This is a genomic window from Arenibacter troitsensis (assembly GCF_900177645.1).
Classification (GTDB): Bacteria; Bacteroidota; Bacteroidia; order Flavobacteriales; family Flavobacteriaceae; genus Arenibacter; species Arenibacter troitsensis.
Window position 1 is genome coordinate 188145 of the sequence record NZ_FXAO01000001.1, and the last position, 18369, is coordinate 206513.

General features: G+C 40.3%; 14 protein-coding genes and 1 tRNA gene. 8 read left to right on the plus strand and 7 right to left on the minus strand.

Annotation, left to right across the window (positions count from 1 at the left end; genetic code table 11):
- The first annotated feature begins 120 nt into the window (after positions 1-120).
- Positions 121-2013, plus strand: coding sequence for a M61 family metallopeptidase (locus B9Y87_RS00745; RefSeq protein ID WP_085495246.1), 1893 nt, complete (start codon positions 121-123; stop codon positions 2011-2013).
- 202 nt (positions 2014-2215) lie between these two features.
- Here the strand turns inward: B9Y87_RS00745 and tsf are convergent, their stop codons facing one another.
- The 4 genes from tsf to rplM all read right to left on the minus strand — a co-directional run bounded on the left by tsf (position 2216) and on the right by rplM (position 5298).
- Positions 2216-3040 (minus strand): translation elongation factor Ts, encoded by an 825-nt coding sequence (gene tsf, locus B9Y87_RS00750; protein ID WP_072862865.1) that lies wholly within the window; start codon positions 3038-3040, stop codon positions 2216-2218.
- A 95-nt stretch (positions 3041-3135) separates the two neighbouring features.
- Positions 3136-4182, minus strand: a complete 1047-nt coding sequence (gene rpsB, locus B9Y87_RS00755; protein WP_031442373.1) for a 30S ribosomal protein S2 — start codon at positions 4180-4182, stop codon at positions 3136-3138.
- 274 nt (positions 4183-4456) lie between these two features.
- Positions 4457-4843, minus strand: coding sequence for a 30S ribosomal protein S9 (gene rpsI, locus B9Y87_RS00760; protein ID WP_085495248.1), 387 nt, complete (start codon positions 4841-4843; stop codon positions 4457-4459).
- Entirely contained in the window at positions 4843-5298 is a 456-nt protein-coding gene (gene rplM / locus B9Y87_RS00765) for a 50S ribosomal protein L13 (protein ID WP_085496575.1), read from the minus strand. Before rplM ends, rpsI begins: the two co-directional genes overlap by 1 nt.
- A 415-nt stretch (positions 5299-5713) precedes the next feature.
- Between rplM and B9Y87_RS00775 the strand changes: the two genes are divergently transcribed.
- The gene (locus tag B9Y87_RS00775; RefSeq protein WP_085495252.1) at positions 5714-6196 is read left to right on the plus strand and encodes a hypothetical protein; all 483 of its coding nucleotides are present in this window, start codon (positions 5714-5716) and stop codon (positions 6194-6196) included.
- 82 nt (positions 6197-6278) lie between these two features.
- Here the strand turns inward: B9Y87_RS00775 and polA are convergent, their stop codons facing one another.
- On the minus strand, positions 6279-9125 hold the full coding sequence (polA, locus tag B9Y87_RS00780) for a DNA polymerase I (protein WP_085495254.1): 2847 nt from the start codon (positions 9123-9125) through the stop codon (positions 6279-6281).
- A gap of 44 nt (positions 9126-9169) precedes the next feature.
- Positions 9170-10165 (minus strand): isoaspartyl peptidase/L-asparaginase family protein, encoded by a 996-nt coding sequence (locus B9Y87_RS00785; protein WP_085495256.1) that lies wholly within the window; start codon positions 10163-10165, stop codon positions 9170-9172.
- A gap of 42 nt (positions 10166-10207) precedes the next feature.
- Here B9Y87_RS00785 and B9Y87_RS00790 point away from each other — a divergent pair, with 42 nt between their 5' ends.
- The 3 genes from B9Y87_RS00790 to B9Y87_RS00800 all read left to right on the plus strand — a co-directional run bounded on the left by B9Y87_RS00790 (position 10208) and on the right by B9Y87_RS00800 (position 12604).
- Entirely contained in the window at positions 10208-10936 is a 729-nt protein-coding gene (locus B9Y87_RS00790) for a copper homeostasis protein CutC (RefSeq protein ID WP_085495258.1), read from the plus strand.
- Positions 10937-10986: 50 nt separating this feature from the next.
- The gene (locus B9Y87_RS00795) at positions 10987-12216 is read left to right on the plus strand and encodes a metallophosphoesterase (protein WP_085495260.1); all 1230 of its coding nucleotides are present in this window, start codon (positions 10987-10989) and stop codon (positions 12214-12216) included.
- Positions 12217-12307: 91 nt separating this feature from the next.
- Complete coding sequence (locus tag B9Y87_RS00800) at positions 12308-12604, plus strand: thioredoxin family protein (protein WP_072862855.1); 297 nt, start codon at positions 12308-12310, stop codon at positions 12602-12604.
- A 55-nt stretch (positions 12605-12659) separates the two neighbouring features.
- Here the strand turns inward: B9Y87_RS00800 and B9Y87_RS00805 are convergent, their stop codons facing one another.
- On the minus strand, positions 12660-15992 hold the full coding sequence (locus B9Y87_RS00805; RefSeq protein ID WP_085495262.1) for a glycosyltransferase family 117 protein: 3333 nt from the start codon (positions 15990-15992) through the stop codon (positions 12660-12662).
- 284 nt (positions 15993-16276) lie between these two features.
- On the opposite strand from B9Y87_RS00805, the gene B9Y87_RS00810 reads away from it, so the two are divergent.
- From B9Y87_RS00810 to nusA, 3 genes are all read left to right on the plus strand, one after another.
- Positions 16277-16348, plus strand: a tRNA-Gln gene (locus B9Y87_RS00810).
- A gap of 302 nt (positions 16349-16650) precedes the next feature.
- Positions 16651-17112, plus strand: a complete 462-nt coding sequence (rimP, locus tag B9Y87_RS00815) for a ribosome assembly cofactor RimP (RefSeq protein ID WP_085495264.1) — start codon at positions 16651-16653, stop codon at positions 17110-17112.
- A gap of 13 nt (positions 17113-17125) precedes the next feature.
- Entirely contained in the window at positions 17126-18358 is a 1233-nt protein-coding gene (gene nusA / locus B9Y87_RS00820) for a transcription termination factor NusA (protein ID WP_072862850.1), read from the plus strand.
- Positions 18359-18369 lie beyond the last annotated feature (11 nt).

An 18369-nucleotide genomic window follows, 5' to 3' on the forward strand; every position in this document is an offset into this window, starting at 1 on the left:
ATCTTGCACAGTTGTTGTGGTTCCACCGATTTGTAATGGTGAAATTTCTTATTTTGATATTTCGGACATTAGAACGGCTATGGCAGTTTTGGAACAAACGATAAATAAAATCACTAAATAATGACAAATAGAATAGGGTTAATTAAAAAAACTTGGATTTTAGGAGCTGCAATTTTGGTGCTCCATGGGTGTGGAACTACAAAAAAATTGGTTTCGGCAGAAAAGACTTCCATAATTGCGAAAATTGATTTGATCAATGTTGTGGACGATAAAGTGAATGTGATTTTGGATCCGACCGCATTTGCTACCGATACTGTTTCCTTTTTTATTCCCAAGACAGTGCCGGGTACTTACAGTGATGATAATTACGGAAAGTATATAGAGCAATTCAAGGCCCTTGATTATAAGGGAGGGGAGTTGAAAGTAGAAAAATTGGATGATAATACTTGGAGGATCATCAATGCCAAGGATTTGGATAGGATCAATTATTGGGTAAACGATACCTATGATACCGAAGTAGAGGTGAGCGAGCCTGTTTTTTCGCCGTCGGGGACCAATATTCTTAAGGGGAAGAACTTTATGTTGAATCTCCATGGATTTGTGGGTTATTTTGATGGGCTTGAGGAAATACCGTATTCATTGGAAATTTCTGCCCCGGATGGATTGGAGCCCGTAACTTCATTAGTGAAGGGAGTCCAGGATGTAAATAGACCGGATACGGATGTTTTTGTGGCCACTAGATACTTTGAAGTTATAGATAATCCAATTATGTACTCCGACCCTAGTACGGAGACATTTCAGGTGAACGACATTGCGGTAACTTTAAGTGTCTATTCTCCCAATGGTCATTTTACCGCGGCCAGTCTAAAGGCTGGAATGGAGAAAATGATGCGGGGGCAGAAGGCATTTCTGGGGGATATTAACAGTACCAAGCACTATACCATTATCCTCTATCTATCCAATATGGATGATGAGGACGCTAAAGGTTTTGGGGCATTGGAACACCACACTTCTACAGTAGTGGTAATGCCCGAACAAATATCGAAAGAGCGATTGGAGGAGGCGATTTTTGACACGGTGGCCCATGAGTTTTTTCATATCGTTACTCCGTTGACCATCCATTCCAATGAAATACAATATTTTGATTTTAACGACCCTAAAATGTCCATGCACTTATGGATGTATGAAGGGACTACCGAATATTTTGCCAATCTTTTTCAAATTCAACAGGGGTTGATTAGTGAAGAGGATTTTTATCAAAGACTTATGGAGAAGGTGGAGCGATCCAAAACCTATGATGATAGCATGTCCTTTACCGTAATGAGCAAAAATATATTGGAGGAGCCATATAAGAAAAATTATGCCAATGTATACGAAAAAGGGGCATTGATAAATATGGCGATCGATATTGACCTAAGGAAATTAAGTGGAGGTGAAAAGGGTGTTTTGTGGCTGATGAAGGAGCTTTCCAAAAAGTATGGGGATTCCAAGCCTTTTGAGGATGATGGGTTGATTGATGAAATAGTTGAAATGACGTACCCGGAAATAGGGAAATTCTTTAATGGCCATGTCATTGGGGATACACCTATAGACTATGATGCCTATTGGAAAAAAGTGGGGCTGTCAACAACGGAACAGGAGCAGTCTACAGGATATTTTTTTGATGGTGAGATTCCCTATATAGATGTGGATCCGGCAAATGACAACGCCATTTTTGTTAGGGAAGGAATTCAATTGAACAGTTTTTTCAATGATTTGGGTGCCCAAGGGGGAGATATTATTAAGAGTGTTGATGGTAAAATGACCAATCTGGTCAATATACGATTGCTTATTGGGCAAAGCATGAACTGGGATCCCGACAAGGAAATTGTAATGGTAGTGCAAAGGGGTGATGAGGAAATAACCTTGAAGGGGAAAGTTGGTGTGCCTACTTTGAAGGTCGTTAAGTTGGTTCCAATTGAAGGTGCTAGCGAGCAGCAGAAGAATCTGCGGGAAGCATGGTTGAAAGGTTAGTTGGTCAAAAACATTCTAAAAGGGATTGGGAGTTCAGTTGGAAGGTGCTTTCCTAGTTCAATGAGGTTGTTTTGTTGGGAATTAATTTAGGATTTCCTTTGCCAAATCAATAGCTCTCAAATACTATAATTATATTATAAGGCATAAAAAAAACGCCTTTACATTTAATGTAAAGGCGTTTTTTATGTTTATTGATTAAGGATTATCCCAAGGCAACCCTTTTAAATCCTGTTACTTCCAATTTGGAATCAACAGATTTTACGTATTGGGCTACGCTTTGTTTGCTATCCTTAATAAAATCTTGGTTTACCAAAGTGTTGTCTTTGAAGAAACGGTTTAATTTACCTTTGGCGATGTTGTCCAACATAGCTTCTGGCTTTCCTTCTTGACGTAATTGATCTTTGGCGATTTCGATTTCTTTATCGATGATCGACTGGTCAACTCCTTCTTCGTTCAAAGCTACTGGATTCATAGCGGCTGCCTGCATGGCAACATCTTTAGCAGCAACATCTGCACCCTCAACGGCAGCAGAAAGTCCTACCAAAGTGGCTATTTTGTTTCCGGCATGAATGTAAGAACCAACAAATGGAGCTGAAAGTTTGCTGAATCCACCTATTTCAATTTTCTCACCAATAACACCGGTTTGTTCTGTAAGTTTATCCTGTACAGTGATTCCTTTGTAATCGGCGTTCAAGAAATCTTCTTTAGTGTCGAAATTTAAGGCTAGGTCTGCCAAGTCGTTGGCCAAAGCAACAAAAGTGTCGTTCTTGGCAACGAAATCAGTTTCACAGTTCAAAGAAATGATAACCCCAGTGGTGTTGTCTGCATTTACTTTGGCAATAGCAGCCCCTTCGGAAGAATCACGGTCGGCTCTTTTGGCAGCAACTTTTTGTCCTTTTTTACGTAAGATTTCAATTGCCAAATCAAAATCCCCTTCTGCTTCAACTAGGGCATTTTTGCAATCCATCATGCCAGCACCTGTTGTTTGTCTTAATTTGTTTACCTCAGCGGCGGTAATTTTAGCCATTTTATTTTGTTTTAATTTTCACCTAAATTAGGATTGAAATGTAATCCCAATCTAGGTTAATGTTAAATTTATATTCTGTTTTAAGTAAAAGGGGATTATTCTATTCCTCCTTTAACGCTATCTTGCCATTCCTGCAATTCATCCCAGTTGCCATCGGCAGCCATTTGTGCCTGCTTAGGCCATGAAGCTGGATTCTTGGAAGCATATCTTGGGCCAGATTCAGTAAGGATGTCTTTAAGGTCATCCTCTGATTTATCCGCTAGGTCGGCATAAGTGTTAATACCGGCTTCTTGGAAAATTTCAGCAATTTTTGGGCCAATACCTTCTATTTTGGTAAGGTCGTCTCCTGTAGTGCTAGCTTTTTTGGGAGCTTTTTCTTCTGAGGCTACCTTAGCTTTTTTCTCTTTTGGTTTGGCTTCGTCTCCACCTTCCTTCTCACTTTGCTTTTCAGATTTACGTTCTGTTAACCCTTCTGCAATAGCTGCAGTTACAGATGCCATAATAACCTCTATGGATTTGGAGGCATCGTCATTGGAAGGAACGATAAAATCGATTGGTCGTGGATCGGAATTGGTATCTACCATTGCAAAAATTGGAATGTTCAATTTTTGAGCCTCTTTTACGGCAATGTGCTCACGCATGGTGTCAACTATGAACAAGGCGGCTGGTAGACGTGTCATTTCAGAAATAGAACCTAAGTTCTTTTCCAACTTGGCACGCAAACGGTCAACTTGTAAACGCTCTTTCTTGGAAAGGGTGTTAAAGGTACCGTCTTTTTTCATTCTATCAATAGAAGCCATTTTCTTAACGGCTTTACGGATAGTAACGAAATTGGTCAACATACCACCTGGCCACCTTTCAGTGATGTAAGGCATGTTTACGTTGCCTGCTTTTTCTGCAACAATATCCTTTGCTTGTTTTTTGGTAGCTACGAAAAGTATTTTTCTACCTGAAGCCGCAATTTTTTTAAGAGCCTCGTTGGTCTCTTCCAGTTTTGCAACTGTTTTATAAAGATTGATAACGTGAATTCCGTTACGCTCCATGTAGATGTAGGGAGCCATGTTAGGATTCCATTTTCTGGTAAGGTGACCAAAATGTACACCTGCCTCTAAAAGGTCTTTTACTTCAACTTTGTTTGCCATTTTTGTTTTTTAGTTTACGTTCCTTTGAATTAGCAATATTAAAGTGGTGCCACTGGGCAGCCTTTAATATTTAGATGCTAAACTAATTTATCCAGAATTTGAATGCATTGGACTTTCCCCTAAGGCGAGGTCCTATGATTAACTTTGGATGATTACTTACCCTATGACAAGGGTTTTCAATGAACAATTAAAAATTATACCGAATCTGCCAATTATTTCCCGATAACCATCAAGAGCATTGCCGTAATTCAGTATTTGTTTTGTTAATACAGTATTAACGTTTAGAGAACTGGAATTTCTTACGAGCTTTCTTCTGACCGAATTTCTTACGTTCAACCATTCTTGGATCTCTAGTTAAAAGACCTTCTGGTTTAAGAACCAATCTGTTCTCGGCATCCAATTCGCATAAAGCTCTGGACAATGCCAAACGAACCGCTTCCGCCTGTCCTGTAATACCGCCACCATATACATTAACTTTTACATCGAAGTTTTCTTCGTTGTTGGTTAGGGCAAATGGTTGCTTTACTTTGTACTGTAATGTTGCTGTAGGAAAATAGTTGCTTAAGTCTCTCTTGTTTATAGTAATGTTACCATTTCCTTCAGTAACATAAACTCTCGCAACTGCAGTTTTTCTTCTACCAATTTTATGAATCATTTCCATTACTTAAAATCGTTTAAGTTAATTGCTGTTGGTTTTTGTGCTTCTTGGTTGTGGGCTGCGCCGGCATATACCTTCAGATTTCGGAAAAGCTCAGCACCCAATTTATTTTTGGGCAACATACCTTTTATCGATTTCTCTACGATACGCGCTGGATCTTTAGCCAACATTTCTTTAGCCGTTGTAAACCTCTGGCCTCCTGGATAACCGGTGTGTCGAATGTAAGTTTTTGAATCCCACTTCTTTCCGGTTAGGTTGATTTTTTCTGCATTGATAATAACAACATTATCCCCACAATCAACATGTGGTGTAAAACTAGGCTTGTACTTCCCTCTAAGTAACTGCGCTACTTTAGAAGCAAGACGGCCCAATGTTTCTCCTTCAGCATCAACTAGTAACCATTGTTTGTCAACGGTCGCCTTATTGGCCGAAATCGTCTTGTAGCTTAATGTATCCACACTAATATATTTATTGATTAAACACTTCAATCCCGTTTAACGGGCTGCAAATGTACAATTATTAAGTTGAATTCCAAATGGTTGTTTCTTATTATTTTATTGTTTTTTCCAATATTGGCAAATGAAAGTATACTTTGCCCACGGTTTGTAATCCCAATAATTGGTTTTTATAACTTATAGGTCTTTTTGTTCGTTATTACATCAAAGAAGTTCTATTGGCTTTTTGGGTTGGATATGATAGATGGTCAAAACATGCTCCAGGGTTTTAATTTTCAATACATGGAGTATCTGATTTTTGCTGTTTTCCTATGCTGTTTTGGTTGGGTTTGGCAGCGCTTTCAATTGTTTGGATTTGCTGGGATACTATTTTGTGCTATAATCCGTTAGCTTTTAAAACAATGTAAATTTTAAAAAGATGAAAATTAAATTTTTATTACTTTTTCTTGTTGCAGGTCTTTTCTTTTCATGTTCATCGGACGCTGATGACGATAATTCCAAGGAGGATACAATAGTGGGGGTATGGCAGGCTTACGAACTTAAGGTTAATAATGATACCGCCAGCGATGATGAAAAAAACGCTAGGGATTTGTTGGCATATTTAACAGCTAAAGAATGTTATGTGTTGAGTTTTGAATTTAAAGTAGACTTAACAGTTACTATTGAAAATTCCGTGGAATATTTGGAAAGGGATGGTTTTAATATTCCCTGTCCTACCGAAAAGGATACGGAAACCACGGTATATGTATATGCCGACGGCAAATTAACTTATACCGATGAAGATCAGCAGGAGATATCTGTTGATGTGAGCATAGATGGCGATACTATGACCGTAGATGCCGCAGATTTGGATATCCCCAATTTAAATGCAGGTGGACAGCTTATCTTTAAAAGAAAATAAAATCCTCATAAAGGTTATTGTTAAAAAACGGAACGCAATGGTTTAAACCTTTGCGTTCCGTTTTCGTTTTTATAGATATAGTTTAATGGGCCTCCAGCCAATTGTTGCCAACACCTAGCTCCACATCCAAGGGTACGGATAATTTGTAGGCGTTTTCCATCTCCGTCTTGATCATGGTCTTTAACTCTTCCAATTCGGGCTTGTATATGTCAAATACCAATTCATCATGAACCTGTAGGAGCATCTTACTTTTGTAGTTGCCTTCTTCGAGTTTTTTATGAATATGGATCATCGCAATTTTTATGATATCGGCGGCACTTCCCTGAATAGGGGCGTTTACTGCGTTGCGTTCCGCGGCTCCACGTACAATGGCGTTGCTTCCATTGATGTCCTTTAGATACCTTCGTCTGCCCAACACGGTCTGAACATATCCGTTTTCCCTAGCGAATTCTATTTGTTCATTTATGTATTTGCGCAATTTGGGGTAGGTTTTATAATAGGTTTCTATTAGCTCCTTGGCTTCCGCCCGTGATAGATCGGTTTGGTTGCTCAATCCGAATGCGGATACACCATATATAATACCAAAATTTACGGTCTTGGCATTGCTTCGCTGTTCCCTTGTAACCTCCTGTAACGGTACGTTGAATACCTTGGATGCGGTGGAGGCGTGAATGTCCTCTCCGTTTTTAAAAGCCTCTATCATGGTAGATTCTTCGCTAAGCGCGGCAATAATGCGCAATTCTATCTGCGAATAATCCGCTGCCAACAAGGTGTATTCCTCATTTCTTGGAATGAATGCTTTCCTCACCTGCCTTCCCCGCTCCGTTCTAATGGGGATGTTTTGTAGGTTGGGATTGTTGCTGCTTAATCTACCGGTAGCGGCAACGGTTTGCATATAGTCTGTATGCACTCTGCCGGTACTTTCCTCAATCTGTTCCGGTAGGGCATCCACATAGGTACTTTTTAGTTTGCTGAGTCCCCGATAATCCAATACGCTTTGGATTATTTCATGGTCTTTGGCCAGATAGGATAGTACATCCTCGGCAGTGGAATATTGACCTGTTTTGGTCTTTTTGGGCTTGTCCACCAGTTTTAGCTTATCGAATAAAATTTCGCCCAATTGTTTTGGCGAAGCAATATTGAATTCCTCCCCTGCTTCTTTGTAGATCTTTAATTCCAGGTTTTTAATGTCATTATCCAGATCCTTGGCAAGAGAATTTAAAAAGTTTTTGTCCAGATTGATTCCCTCCTGTTCCATATCGGCCAGGACATGTAATAAGGGAATCTCAATGTCATTGAATAATTCCTCGGTGTTGGCCTCTTTTAATTCTGGTCTAAAATGTTGTGCCAATTGAAAAGTGATGTCTGCATCCTCTACGGCATATTCGGTTTGTTGTTCCAATGGAACATCTCTCATGGATAATTGGTTTTTTCCTTTTTTGCCTATGAGTTCGGTTATGGAAATTGGGGTGTAATTCAAATAAGTTTCCGCCAGCACATCCATGTTATGGCGCATATCGGGATTAATAAGGTAATGGGCAAGCATGGTGTCAAAGCTTTTCCCTTTTATGGAGATATTGTATTTGTGAAGGACCTTAATGTCATATTTTAAATTCTGCCCAATTTTTTCAATGTTTTCCGCTTCAAAAAAGGGTCTTAATTGTTCAATGATCTCCTGTGCCTGTTCCCGGTCTTCAGGGAATGGAACATAGAATCCTTTACCGGCTTCCCAGCTAAATGCAATCCCCACCAATTCGGCCGTAAGCGGATTAAGTCCGGTGGTTTCGGTATCAAAACAAACCGAGGTTTGTTTCATTAAATTCTGGATAAAAAGTTTCATGGCCATCCCGGGCAATACACTCTGGTATACATGTGGAACTTCCTTTATGTTTTTTCTGCTGGAAACCTCCTTTATAGTTCCACTAGTAGTTTGTGCGTCACCACCGAACAGGGAAAATTGGCCACCTCCCGCCTCTGTTTGTTTCTTTTTGGAAACAGGGCTGCTATCTTGCGTGCTCTCCTCTGTGCCATCATTCTCCGGTTCGGACGAAAAGAGTTTTAGGAATTGGTCCTTAAGTCTCCGGAATTCCAACTCTTCAAAAATTTCCTGTACTTTTTCACCATCGGGCATGGAGAGCTCGTAATCCTTTGCGTTAAAGGTTACATCGCAATCCACAAAAATGGTGGCCAGTTTTTTGGAAAGGATGCCGAGTTCGGCATTTTCTTGGATCTTCTCCTTCATTTTGCCTTTGAGCTTATCGGTATTGGCAAGCAAATTTTCCATTGACCCAAATTCCTCAATAAATTTTTTGGCAGTTTTGTCGCCCACTCCAGGTAAGCCTGGAATATTGTCACTGGCATCGCCCATCATCCCCAAATAATCTATTACCTGTTCCGGACGTTCCACTCCAAAACGTTTTTGCACTTCGGGGATGCCCCAAATTTCGATGCCGTTGCCCAATCTTGCCGGGCGGTACATGAATATATTCTCGGATACCAATTGTCCAAAATCCTTATCCGGGGTAACCATATACACCTTATAGTCTTCTTTTTCCGCCTGCTTGGCCAAAGTACCAATAATATCATCGGCCTCCATGCCTTCCAATTCCACCACAGGAATATGCATGGCCTTTAAAATATTCTGAATATAGGGAACGGCTATTTTGATGGCGTCTGGAGTGGCATCCCTATTGGCCTTGTAATCGGCGAACATTTCGGTTCGGTCTGCACTTCCTCCCTTGTCAAAACAAACTGCCAAATGATCTGGTTTTTCCCTTCTTATTACATCCAATAAGGAATTCATGAATCCCATAATGGCAGAGGTGTCCATTCCCTTGGAGTTTATTCTTGGGTTTTTTATAAGTGCGTAATAACCCCGAAAAATGAGAGCATATGCATCAAGTAAGAAAAGTCTTTTTTGTTCAGCCATTATATTTGATTCTTGTTAAGATTTGGATATTTTGAAATTGACAATTAGGATTTCAAAAATGTCTCCGTTGGATTGTTGCTCTGTCCTGCCTCTGTAAATTGACTGTAGCTGAACCCTGGGTGTATGCAATAGCCACCAGTTTCCCCCTTCTTGTTGATGGCGATAAACCCAATTTGAAAATCCCTTCTATCCTTGTTTTTTTTCATGATTCGCCTAACGCCTTCCTCGCATGCCTCTTGCGGCGATTTTCCTTGGCGCATAAGCTCTACGATTAGGAAGCTGCCAACGGTTCTTACTACCTCTTCGCCGACCCCTGTGGCTGTAGCTCCTCCAACTACGTTGTCTACAAACAATCCTGCACCTATAATTGGGGAGTCGCCAACCCGTCCGGCCATTTTATATCCCATTCCACTTGTGGTACAGGCTCCTGCGATATCGCCATTTTTGTCAATGGCAAGCATGCCAATGGTATCGTGGTTTTCTATATTGATTATGGTTTCGTATTTGGATTTTTTCTTCCATTCCAACCAATCCTTTTTGGCCTTTTCGGTAAGTAAATTGGTTTTTGGGAATCCTTTTTCGTAGGCAAATTTCTCCGCTCCTTTTCCGGCCAACATTACATGAGGGGTATCTTCCATCACCTTTCTGGCCACGGAAATGGGGTGCGCAATATTTTCCATACATAGTACCGCGCCGCAGTTGCCATCCTTGTCCATGATACAGGCATCCAGGGTAACGTGGCCATCCCTGTCCGGTCTTCCGCCGTTACCAACCGTTTCGTTGCTTAGATCTGCCTCTTCTACCATTACCCCTTGTTCCACCGCATCCAAGGAAGAGCCTCCTTTTTCCAAAACTTCCCAAGCCTTTGCTGTGGCATTCTTAAAATTCCAGGTACAGATTACAATAGGTTTTACCGTTTCCATGCCTTCCGACATGGGCGGTACCACTTTTTTGGTTTCTTGATATGATGCCAAAAGTGGTGCTGATAGTATTCCGGCAGTACTCAAGGTAGAATTTTTAAGGAAATTTCTTCTTTTCATAAGATAGTGTTACTTAATTTTAAGGCTCTAAATATAAGAAATATGATTGTAGAAGTATGCGCCAATTCTTTAGAATCTGCCTTAAATGCCCAAAAAGCTGGTGCTGACCGAATTGAGTTGTGTGCCGAGCTTGCCGTAGGTGGGGTTACCCCTTCGTTTGGGCTGTTGCAGCTAGTAAAGGAGTATATTTCTATTCCCGTAAATGTATTGATAAGACCCAGAAGTGGCGATTTTACTTATTCGGATCTGGAGTTTGAGATTATGAAAAGGGATGTTGCGCTGTGCAGGGAGCTTGGTTTTAATGGAATTGTTTCAGGGGTACTTTCCAAGGGCCTTACCTTGGATTATGAAAGGACAAAAGAATTGATAGCGGCTTCCCGACCCTTGGAATTTACTTTCCATAGGGCCTTCGATTGGGTAACGGATCCTGTGGCTACCTTACGGCAATTACAGGAATTGCAAGTAGATACCATCTTAAGCTCTGGGCAGCAAAATTCTTCCGTTGAAGGCATGGACTTATTGAACAGGTTATCTAAAGAATTCAAGGACTGTGTTATAATGCCTGGGGGAGGTATACGCGATACCAATGTGGTGGAATTTAAAAAGAAAGGGTTTATGGCGGTACATTTGTCCGGGATAAAATTTCACAGAACTCTGGGCCATACGCCTCAAATAGCAATGAGCAGTCCTGGGTTTCTTAAGGATGATGAAATTGGCATTAGCGATTTGGCTACTCTTAAAGAGGTGGTCCGCCTAGTTAAAGAAAATTAAAAAATCACCTAATGGGTTTGAAACCAATATCTTTGCTAAAAAAATAAGGGATGCTACGTTGGATTGTTTTTATCATTATTTATATAACTCTCGGAATATATACTTTGCAAGCCATAAAGGCCGCTACCCGCTACCCTTGGGTTTATTATGCCTATATGGTCTTATCCCTCTTTGTTATAGGGAATTTTATCTATCAGTTCACAATGGGCGATGAGCCAGGTAGAGTGCTGAGCGTGCCAAAAAGTTATGCTTTTGGGCTCTTGTTGGCAATGCTTACCTTTATGTCGATTACTATTGTGTTTTTATTTTCCGAAGATATTTTTAGGTTTCTTACAGCTAGTTATCACAAAATATTTGGCGGTACCAAAGAATTTAGCCTCCCGCAAAGAAGACGTTTTTTAAGTACGATTGCCATGGGCATTGCCGCATTGCCATTTTCGGCGTTGTTGTATGGGATGGTTAAGGGGAAGTATAATTTTAGGGTGCTTAAGTATAATTTGGAGTTTGATGATTTGCCGCAAAGTTTCGATGGTTACCGAATAACCCAAATTTCCGATGTTCACAGTGGTAGTTTTGATAATAGGGAGAAAATTGAATATGCAATAGACTTGATCAATAAGCAAAAAAGTGATGTGTTGCTTTTTACAGGGGATATGGTGAACAATATGGCAGAGGAGATGTTGCCTTGGAAAGGCCTTTTTTCGACCTTAAGAGCAAAAGATGGTAAATTTTCAGTGTTGGGGAACCATGATTATGGGGATTATGTTAGCTGGGAAACCGAAGAGGCCAAGAGCAATAATTTGACCGATCTTAAAAATATACAAAAGGAAATGGGCTTTGATCTCTTGCTCAATGATAGCAGGTATCTGCAAAAGGGAGACGATAGGATTGCCTTGATAGGAGTTGAAAATTGGGGCAGGGGAGGTTTTAAGAAGGCGGGCGACCTTAAAAAGGCGGTCTCCAATATTGATAAGGATGATTTTAAGATCTTAATGAGCCATGACCCTTCACATTGGGAAGACCAAGTGTTAAAAGATGATTATCACTATCATCTCACTTTAAGTGGACATACGCATGGCATGCAATTTGGGATAGAAATTCCGGGATGGATAAAATGGAGCCCGGCTAGATGGAGGTATAAGTATTGGGCCGGTGTGTACGAGGAAATGGGGCAGATGATAAATGTAAACCGTGGATTTGGATTTTTGGGATATCCCGGAAGGGTTGGGATATGGCCGGAAATTACTGTAATAACCTTAAAAAAGAGGTCGTTAACCTGATTTTAACTACAACCTTGCCTACAAAAATGATGGCACTAGTTGTATTTTAACATTTTTTCTTATTTTTGATTTATAACCCAATGAATAGTATATGTCTAAATTTGGTGAATTAATTGATATCAATGTTCCTGTGTTATTGGATTTTTACGCAGAATGGAACGAACAGTCAACAGCTATGCACCCTGTACTAAGGGATGTTGCCGCTGCCTTGGGCGATAAGGGCAAGGTTATTAAGATTGATGTGGATAAGAATAAGGAGCTTTCCCAGGCATTGCGGGTAAAAGGCTTGCCAACCTTGATGATATATAAGAAGGGTGAAATGGTCTGGAGGCAAAGTGGGGAACAGGATGCCAATACCCTTATTGGTATACTAAATGAGTATCTATAATTAATTGAAAAGTATAAAAAAAACCGAGACCTAGGTCTCGGTTTTTTTGTGTTCGTTATTCTGGAATTGCTATGCTGTCCAATTGCTCTTCCGGAATGGCATCTATGGCCGATGAATCTATTAGATCGGGATCCGAAGTTGGAGCTTGGATGCTTTCCATTGGGTCGTTGCGATAAAAGCGTTCAAACTTTTCGATGTATTCGTTGAAGATAAGGGTTTCCTTTTCGGCAGTTTCCTGATCTTGGTTGGTAATTAAAATATCGATATTTCTGCTGTAGGCTTCTAGATCGGGAATAATTTCGTCCAAGAACATACGCTGTTCCTCAAAAGGAAGATTAGCGTAATAATCCAGCCGTTCCTGGTAAATGGTTTTTAATTTTAGGAATAGATTTCTAGCTTTTTGGCTTTCCCCTACTTTAAAGTATCCATCTATAAAAGGTTCTACAAAGGCATAATACCCGAAATATTCAACCGGCATATTTTCCATAGCAATATTGATAATGTCTTTCGCCTTTTCAATCTTGTTTTCTTCAATCAAGGTTTCGGTAAGACGAGCTAAGTTACCTCTAAAGGAAAGCGCCTGTGTGCGGGTTTGGGGGTCGTGATAGATATCCGGGCTTCCTGCATTGCCCCAATCCCATTTTTTTACAATGTCGTACATAAGATCGCTGTCTATCCTGCCCATCTCATAAGAACTCCTATTGGTTGTTTTAATGGGCACCAGTTTGTAAACCAGGCCATCCAATTGAAGATAATCCTTCATCCATATGTATTCTGCGGCATCAAAACTTCCTCCGGAGAAATATATGGGGCGTTTCCAGTCATTGTTTGCTATAATGTCCAACATCAGGATCCGGTTTTTTGGCAAGGCACTCTTGGGAAGGTCAATATCAATATAATCGACGATTAATGCGGAATCCTTTTCTTTGACCAAACCACTCTCCAGAACATTTTTCTTATTTACCGGAACCCTGATTTTGTTGGTTGGATAGTAGACAACATCCAAATTGCTTTCGGAATACTGACTCAGATCTGCACCTTTCTTTTGTAATATACTTCTAAATTTGGTTTGTTCCTTGTCACTGCCTACCCAGTTCATAAAGTCTTTTATGTCCCATCTGCTTTCGGTAAGTTCGTTAAAGTATATGGCATCCCTAGATCCCCATTTGTATTCATTATGGGTAAGCTGGGAGGGAATTGGATCGCTTTCGTACGCTTTCTTTTTCATTTGGTCTATATACCAATCAGTAGCAAAAAGGCTGGTATTCACCACCCTTACGTCTGTTCTGTACCCTTCAATTTCCTGGGCGTACCATAGTGGGAAAGTGTCGTTGTCCCCAATGGTAAACAATATGGCGCCAGAGTCTTCCTTCGTTGATTCCAGATAAGCCTTAGCGGTAGATTTGGCGGTAAACCTATTGGATCTGTCGTGATCGTCCCAGTTTTGGATTGCCATGACGCCAGGAACGGCCAAAAGGCAGAGAATTGTAATTCCCGGAGCCAATATTTTAGGGCTCAATAGTTTTTGGAATTCATCAAAAAGCCCGTATACGCCCAGGCCGATCCATAGGGCAAAGACATAAAAGGAGCCCACTAGGGAGTAATCCCTTTCCCGAGGCTGAAAAATGGCCGGATTGGTATAGAATTGTATGGCAATACCCGTAAACATAAAGAATACGAACAGGGCCCAAAACTGTTTGGGATTTCTGCTTATTTGGAAGATTAGGCCAATGATACCCAGTAGTAGGGGGAGGAAAAAATAGGTGTTCCTGCCTTTGTTGTTCTTGATATCGCTGGGAAGATTCTCCTGACTGCCCAACCTGGCACTGTCAATAAAGTTGATGCCGCTTAACCAATTTCCGTGGTTGTCATATCTGCCTTGTATATCGTCTTGCTTACCTACAAAATTCCACATAAAATAACGCCAGTACATATAACCAAATTGAAATTGGAACATGTATTTTATATTTTGCATTACCGTAGGGGGCTGTACATCAATGTATTCGCTAAACTCCCGTAAGAACCTCATGTATTGGGAGGTGTCTATTTCTCCCTTGGCATAACCTTCCTTAAACTGGTTTACGGCTTCCCTCAATTCGTTATTGCCAAGATAATCGGATTTTATCTTAAAGGTGAGCGGGTCAAAATACTTCATATAATTCTCCGCATTCTGTTCGCTCCACATTCGTGGCAAGAAACCTACATGGTCGGGATTGGGTCCTTGTAAAGCATCCTTATAGTTGTTTACGATAACATATTTCCCAGCCTTAAGGTCTTTTTCATATTTTGGTTTCTCGTCTTTTTCATCCCCGGCAGGGGCAAAGGTATCGGAGTAATAGGCGCCATAAACAGGGCTATCCACTCCGGGATATTGTTCACGGTTGTAATAGGCCAATAAGGATCTTGCGTCCGAAGGGTCGTTTTCGTTGATGACCACATCGGCATTAGCCCGAATGGGGAGCATTAGCCATGAGGAGAATCCTAAAAATAAAAACATTAGGCATAGCACAATGGTGTTGGCCACAGTATAGTTGTTATTGCGGGTGTATCGCAACCCCCAATAAAAAACTCCTACAAAAATGAGTCCCATAATAATGGTTCCCGAGTTAAAGGGAAGGCCGATGGTATTGATGAAAAATACCTCGCTCCAACCAAAAACTTTAAGCACATAGGTCAATGAAAACTTATATACCAGCATCAATATGGCGACAACAATAATATTGGCCAATAGAAAATTCTTTATTGTTGTGGTTTTGTATGTTTTAAAGTAATACAACAGACCTACTGTGGGTATTGCCAGGAATCCCATGAACTGGATACCAAAGGTAAGTCCAACCACAAAGGAAATAAGTACTATCCATTTATCACCTCTTGGGTTCTCCAAGTCATCTACCCATTTTAATCCTAGCCAGAGCAGAAGGGACATTATTAAACTAGCCATTGCGTAGACTTCGGTTTCTGTTGCGTTGAACCAAAAACTATCAGAAAATGTAAAGGCCAAGGAGCCTACGATTCCACTTCCCAAAATGGCCAATGCCTTACTGTTGGTTATGACTTCTTCCTTGGTTATAAGCTTTCTGGTAAGGTTGGTAATGGTCCAGAACATGAAAAGAATGGTAAAGGCACTGGAAACCCCGGAAACGAGGTTTACCATCCTGGCCACCTGGGTCGGTTCCAGGGCGAACATGGCCATAAATGCACCTATCATTTGTAGCAAAGGTGCTCCTGGTGGATGCCCTACCTGTAGTTTTGCCGCTGTTGAGATATATTCTCCGGCATCCCAAAAACTGCTGGTGGGTTCAACGGTTATTCCGTAAGTAATTAGGGCTATAAAAAAAACAAACCATCCTGTGATGGTATCCCATTTTTTGAAATTTTTTGAAAACATGCGGTTTGTCGTTTGTCCGAAGGGCGAATTTACTAATTTAAATAGATAATGGGATATATATTTCATAAACCTTTAACATGATTGATGGCTCAAGGAAGTTTCAATTGTTGGGAAAATGGGGGTAGTTTCAAATCGGATTTCTATTGAGGTAGTTGTTGGCAGTATATCTAGAGCCCATGTTTTATTGGTGGCGGCAGAATATTTTTTTATTTTTCTGGAATATGGCTCAAAAATATTTGTGCATATAAAACTTTGTTTTAAATTTGCACGCTCAAACGAGGTAATGGCCTATGGTGTAATTGGCAACACAGCTGGTTTTGGTCCAGTCGTTCTAGGTTCGAGTCCTAGTAGGCCAACTTAAAGTTTAGTAGTAAAATCCCGATGCAAACGTATTGGGATTTTTATTTTAAACAAAATTGTTCAAAGTTCGGGGCAATATTGTCTTTTGCATAATAAATAACTAAGATTATTGTAGAATCTAAAAATTATGTATATTTGCGGTGCTGAAAGAATATAAAGTATTCATGAGGGGACATTTTGTCCCCTCTTTTATTACTATACTTTATTTAATCGGCCCGGTAAGGAAACAGCTTTACATGATGTTCTAAAGGGAATAGATTTTAGAAGTAAGGGCAGATGTTTAATAAAACCGAAGTATATGTTGAAGGATAAAGTTACTGCACTTTTAGAGGAAGCGTTAAGGGAGAATCAATCACTTTTTTTATTGGATTTTTCGATATCCGCGGATAATAAAATAAAAATAACCTTGGATGGTGACCATGGTGTTACCTTGCAGGATTGTATGAATGTAAGTAGGGCTATAGAACATAATTTGGACCGGGAGGAAGAAGATTTTTCCTTGGAAGTGGCTTCTGCGGGAGCGGCTTCTCCAATTAAGTTGCCTAGACAATACACAAAAAATATAGGTAGAAAGCTTGAAGTAAAGACCCGGGATGGGGAATTCGAAGGCAAGTTAACCGAGGCATCGGGGGATAGTATTACCCTGGAATGGAAAGATAGGGAACCCAAACCCATTGGAAAAGGGAAAATTACGGTTCAGAAAAAGCAGCAAATTGCAATTTCTGATATTAAGGAAGCTAAAGTTGTATTAAAATTTTAATTGTAGTTCAAAAATGGAAAATATTGCGCTAATCGAATCTTTTTCGGAATTTAAAGATGATAAATTCATAGATAGGGTAACGCTAATGGCGATTTTGGAGGATGTTTTTAGGAATGCGTTAAAGAAGAAGTTTGGTTCCGATGACAATTTCGATATCATTATAAACCCGGACAAAGGGGATTTGGAGATTTGGAGAAATAGGGTGGTGGTTGAAGACGGGGAAGTGGAAGATCCTAACGAAGAGATATCCCTTTCTGCAGCCAGAAAGATTGAGCCGGATTTTGAAGTGGGTGAAGATGTGTCCGAGGAAGTGAAATTGATAGATCTTGGCAGAAGGGCTATTTTGGCCTTAAGGCAAAATCTTATTTCTAAGATTCACGAGCACGATAATACTACCATCTACAAGCAATTTAAGGATCTTGAAGGTGAAATTTATACTGCAGAGGTACATCATATTAGGCACAAGGCCATTATTCTTTTGGATGATGAGGGAAATGAGATTATTTTACCGAAGGATAAGCAGATTCCGTCAGATTTCTTTAGGAAGGGAGATAATGTACGTGGAATAATTGAAAGCGTTGAGCTTAAGGGAAACAAGCCTACCATAATAATGAGCAGAAGCTCCCCCTTATTTTTGGAGCAACTGTTCTTTCAGGAAATCCCTGAAGTTTTCGATGGTTTAATAACCATTAAGAAGGCAGTGAGGATACCCGGGGAAAAGGCCAAAGTAGCAGTGGATTCCTATGATGATCGTATAGATCCGGTAGGTGCCTGTGTTGGAATGAAAGGATCTAGGATCCATGGAATTGTCCGTGAATTGGGCAATGAAAATATAGACGTTATAAACTGGACCAGTAATCCACAGTTATTGGTTACTAGGGCTTTAAGCCCTGCCAGGGTCTCTTCGGTGAAATTGAACGACGAAAAAATGACCGCTCAGGTGTACTTAAGGCCAGAGGAAGTTTCCAAGGCTATTGGTAGAGGGGGACATAATATTAGATTGGCCGGGCAATTGACTGGTTATGAGATCGATGTGTTCCGTGAAGGTGTGGAAGAGGATGTTGAGCTGACTGAGTTCTCTGATGAAATTGAAGCATGGGTCATTGAGGAATTTAAGAAAATTGGTATGGATACTGCCAGAAGCGTTTTGGAACAAGATGTGGATGATTTGGTAAAAAGAACCGATTTGGAAGAGGAAACAATTTTGGAAGTTGTGCGAATTCTTAAGGAAGAATTAGAAGATTAAACTATATATTA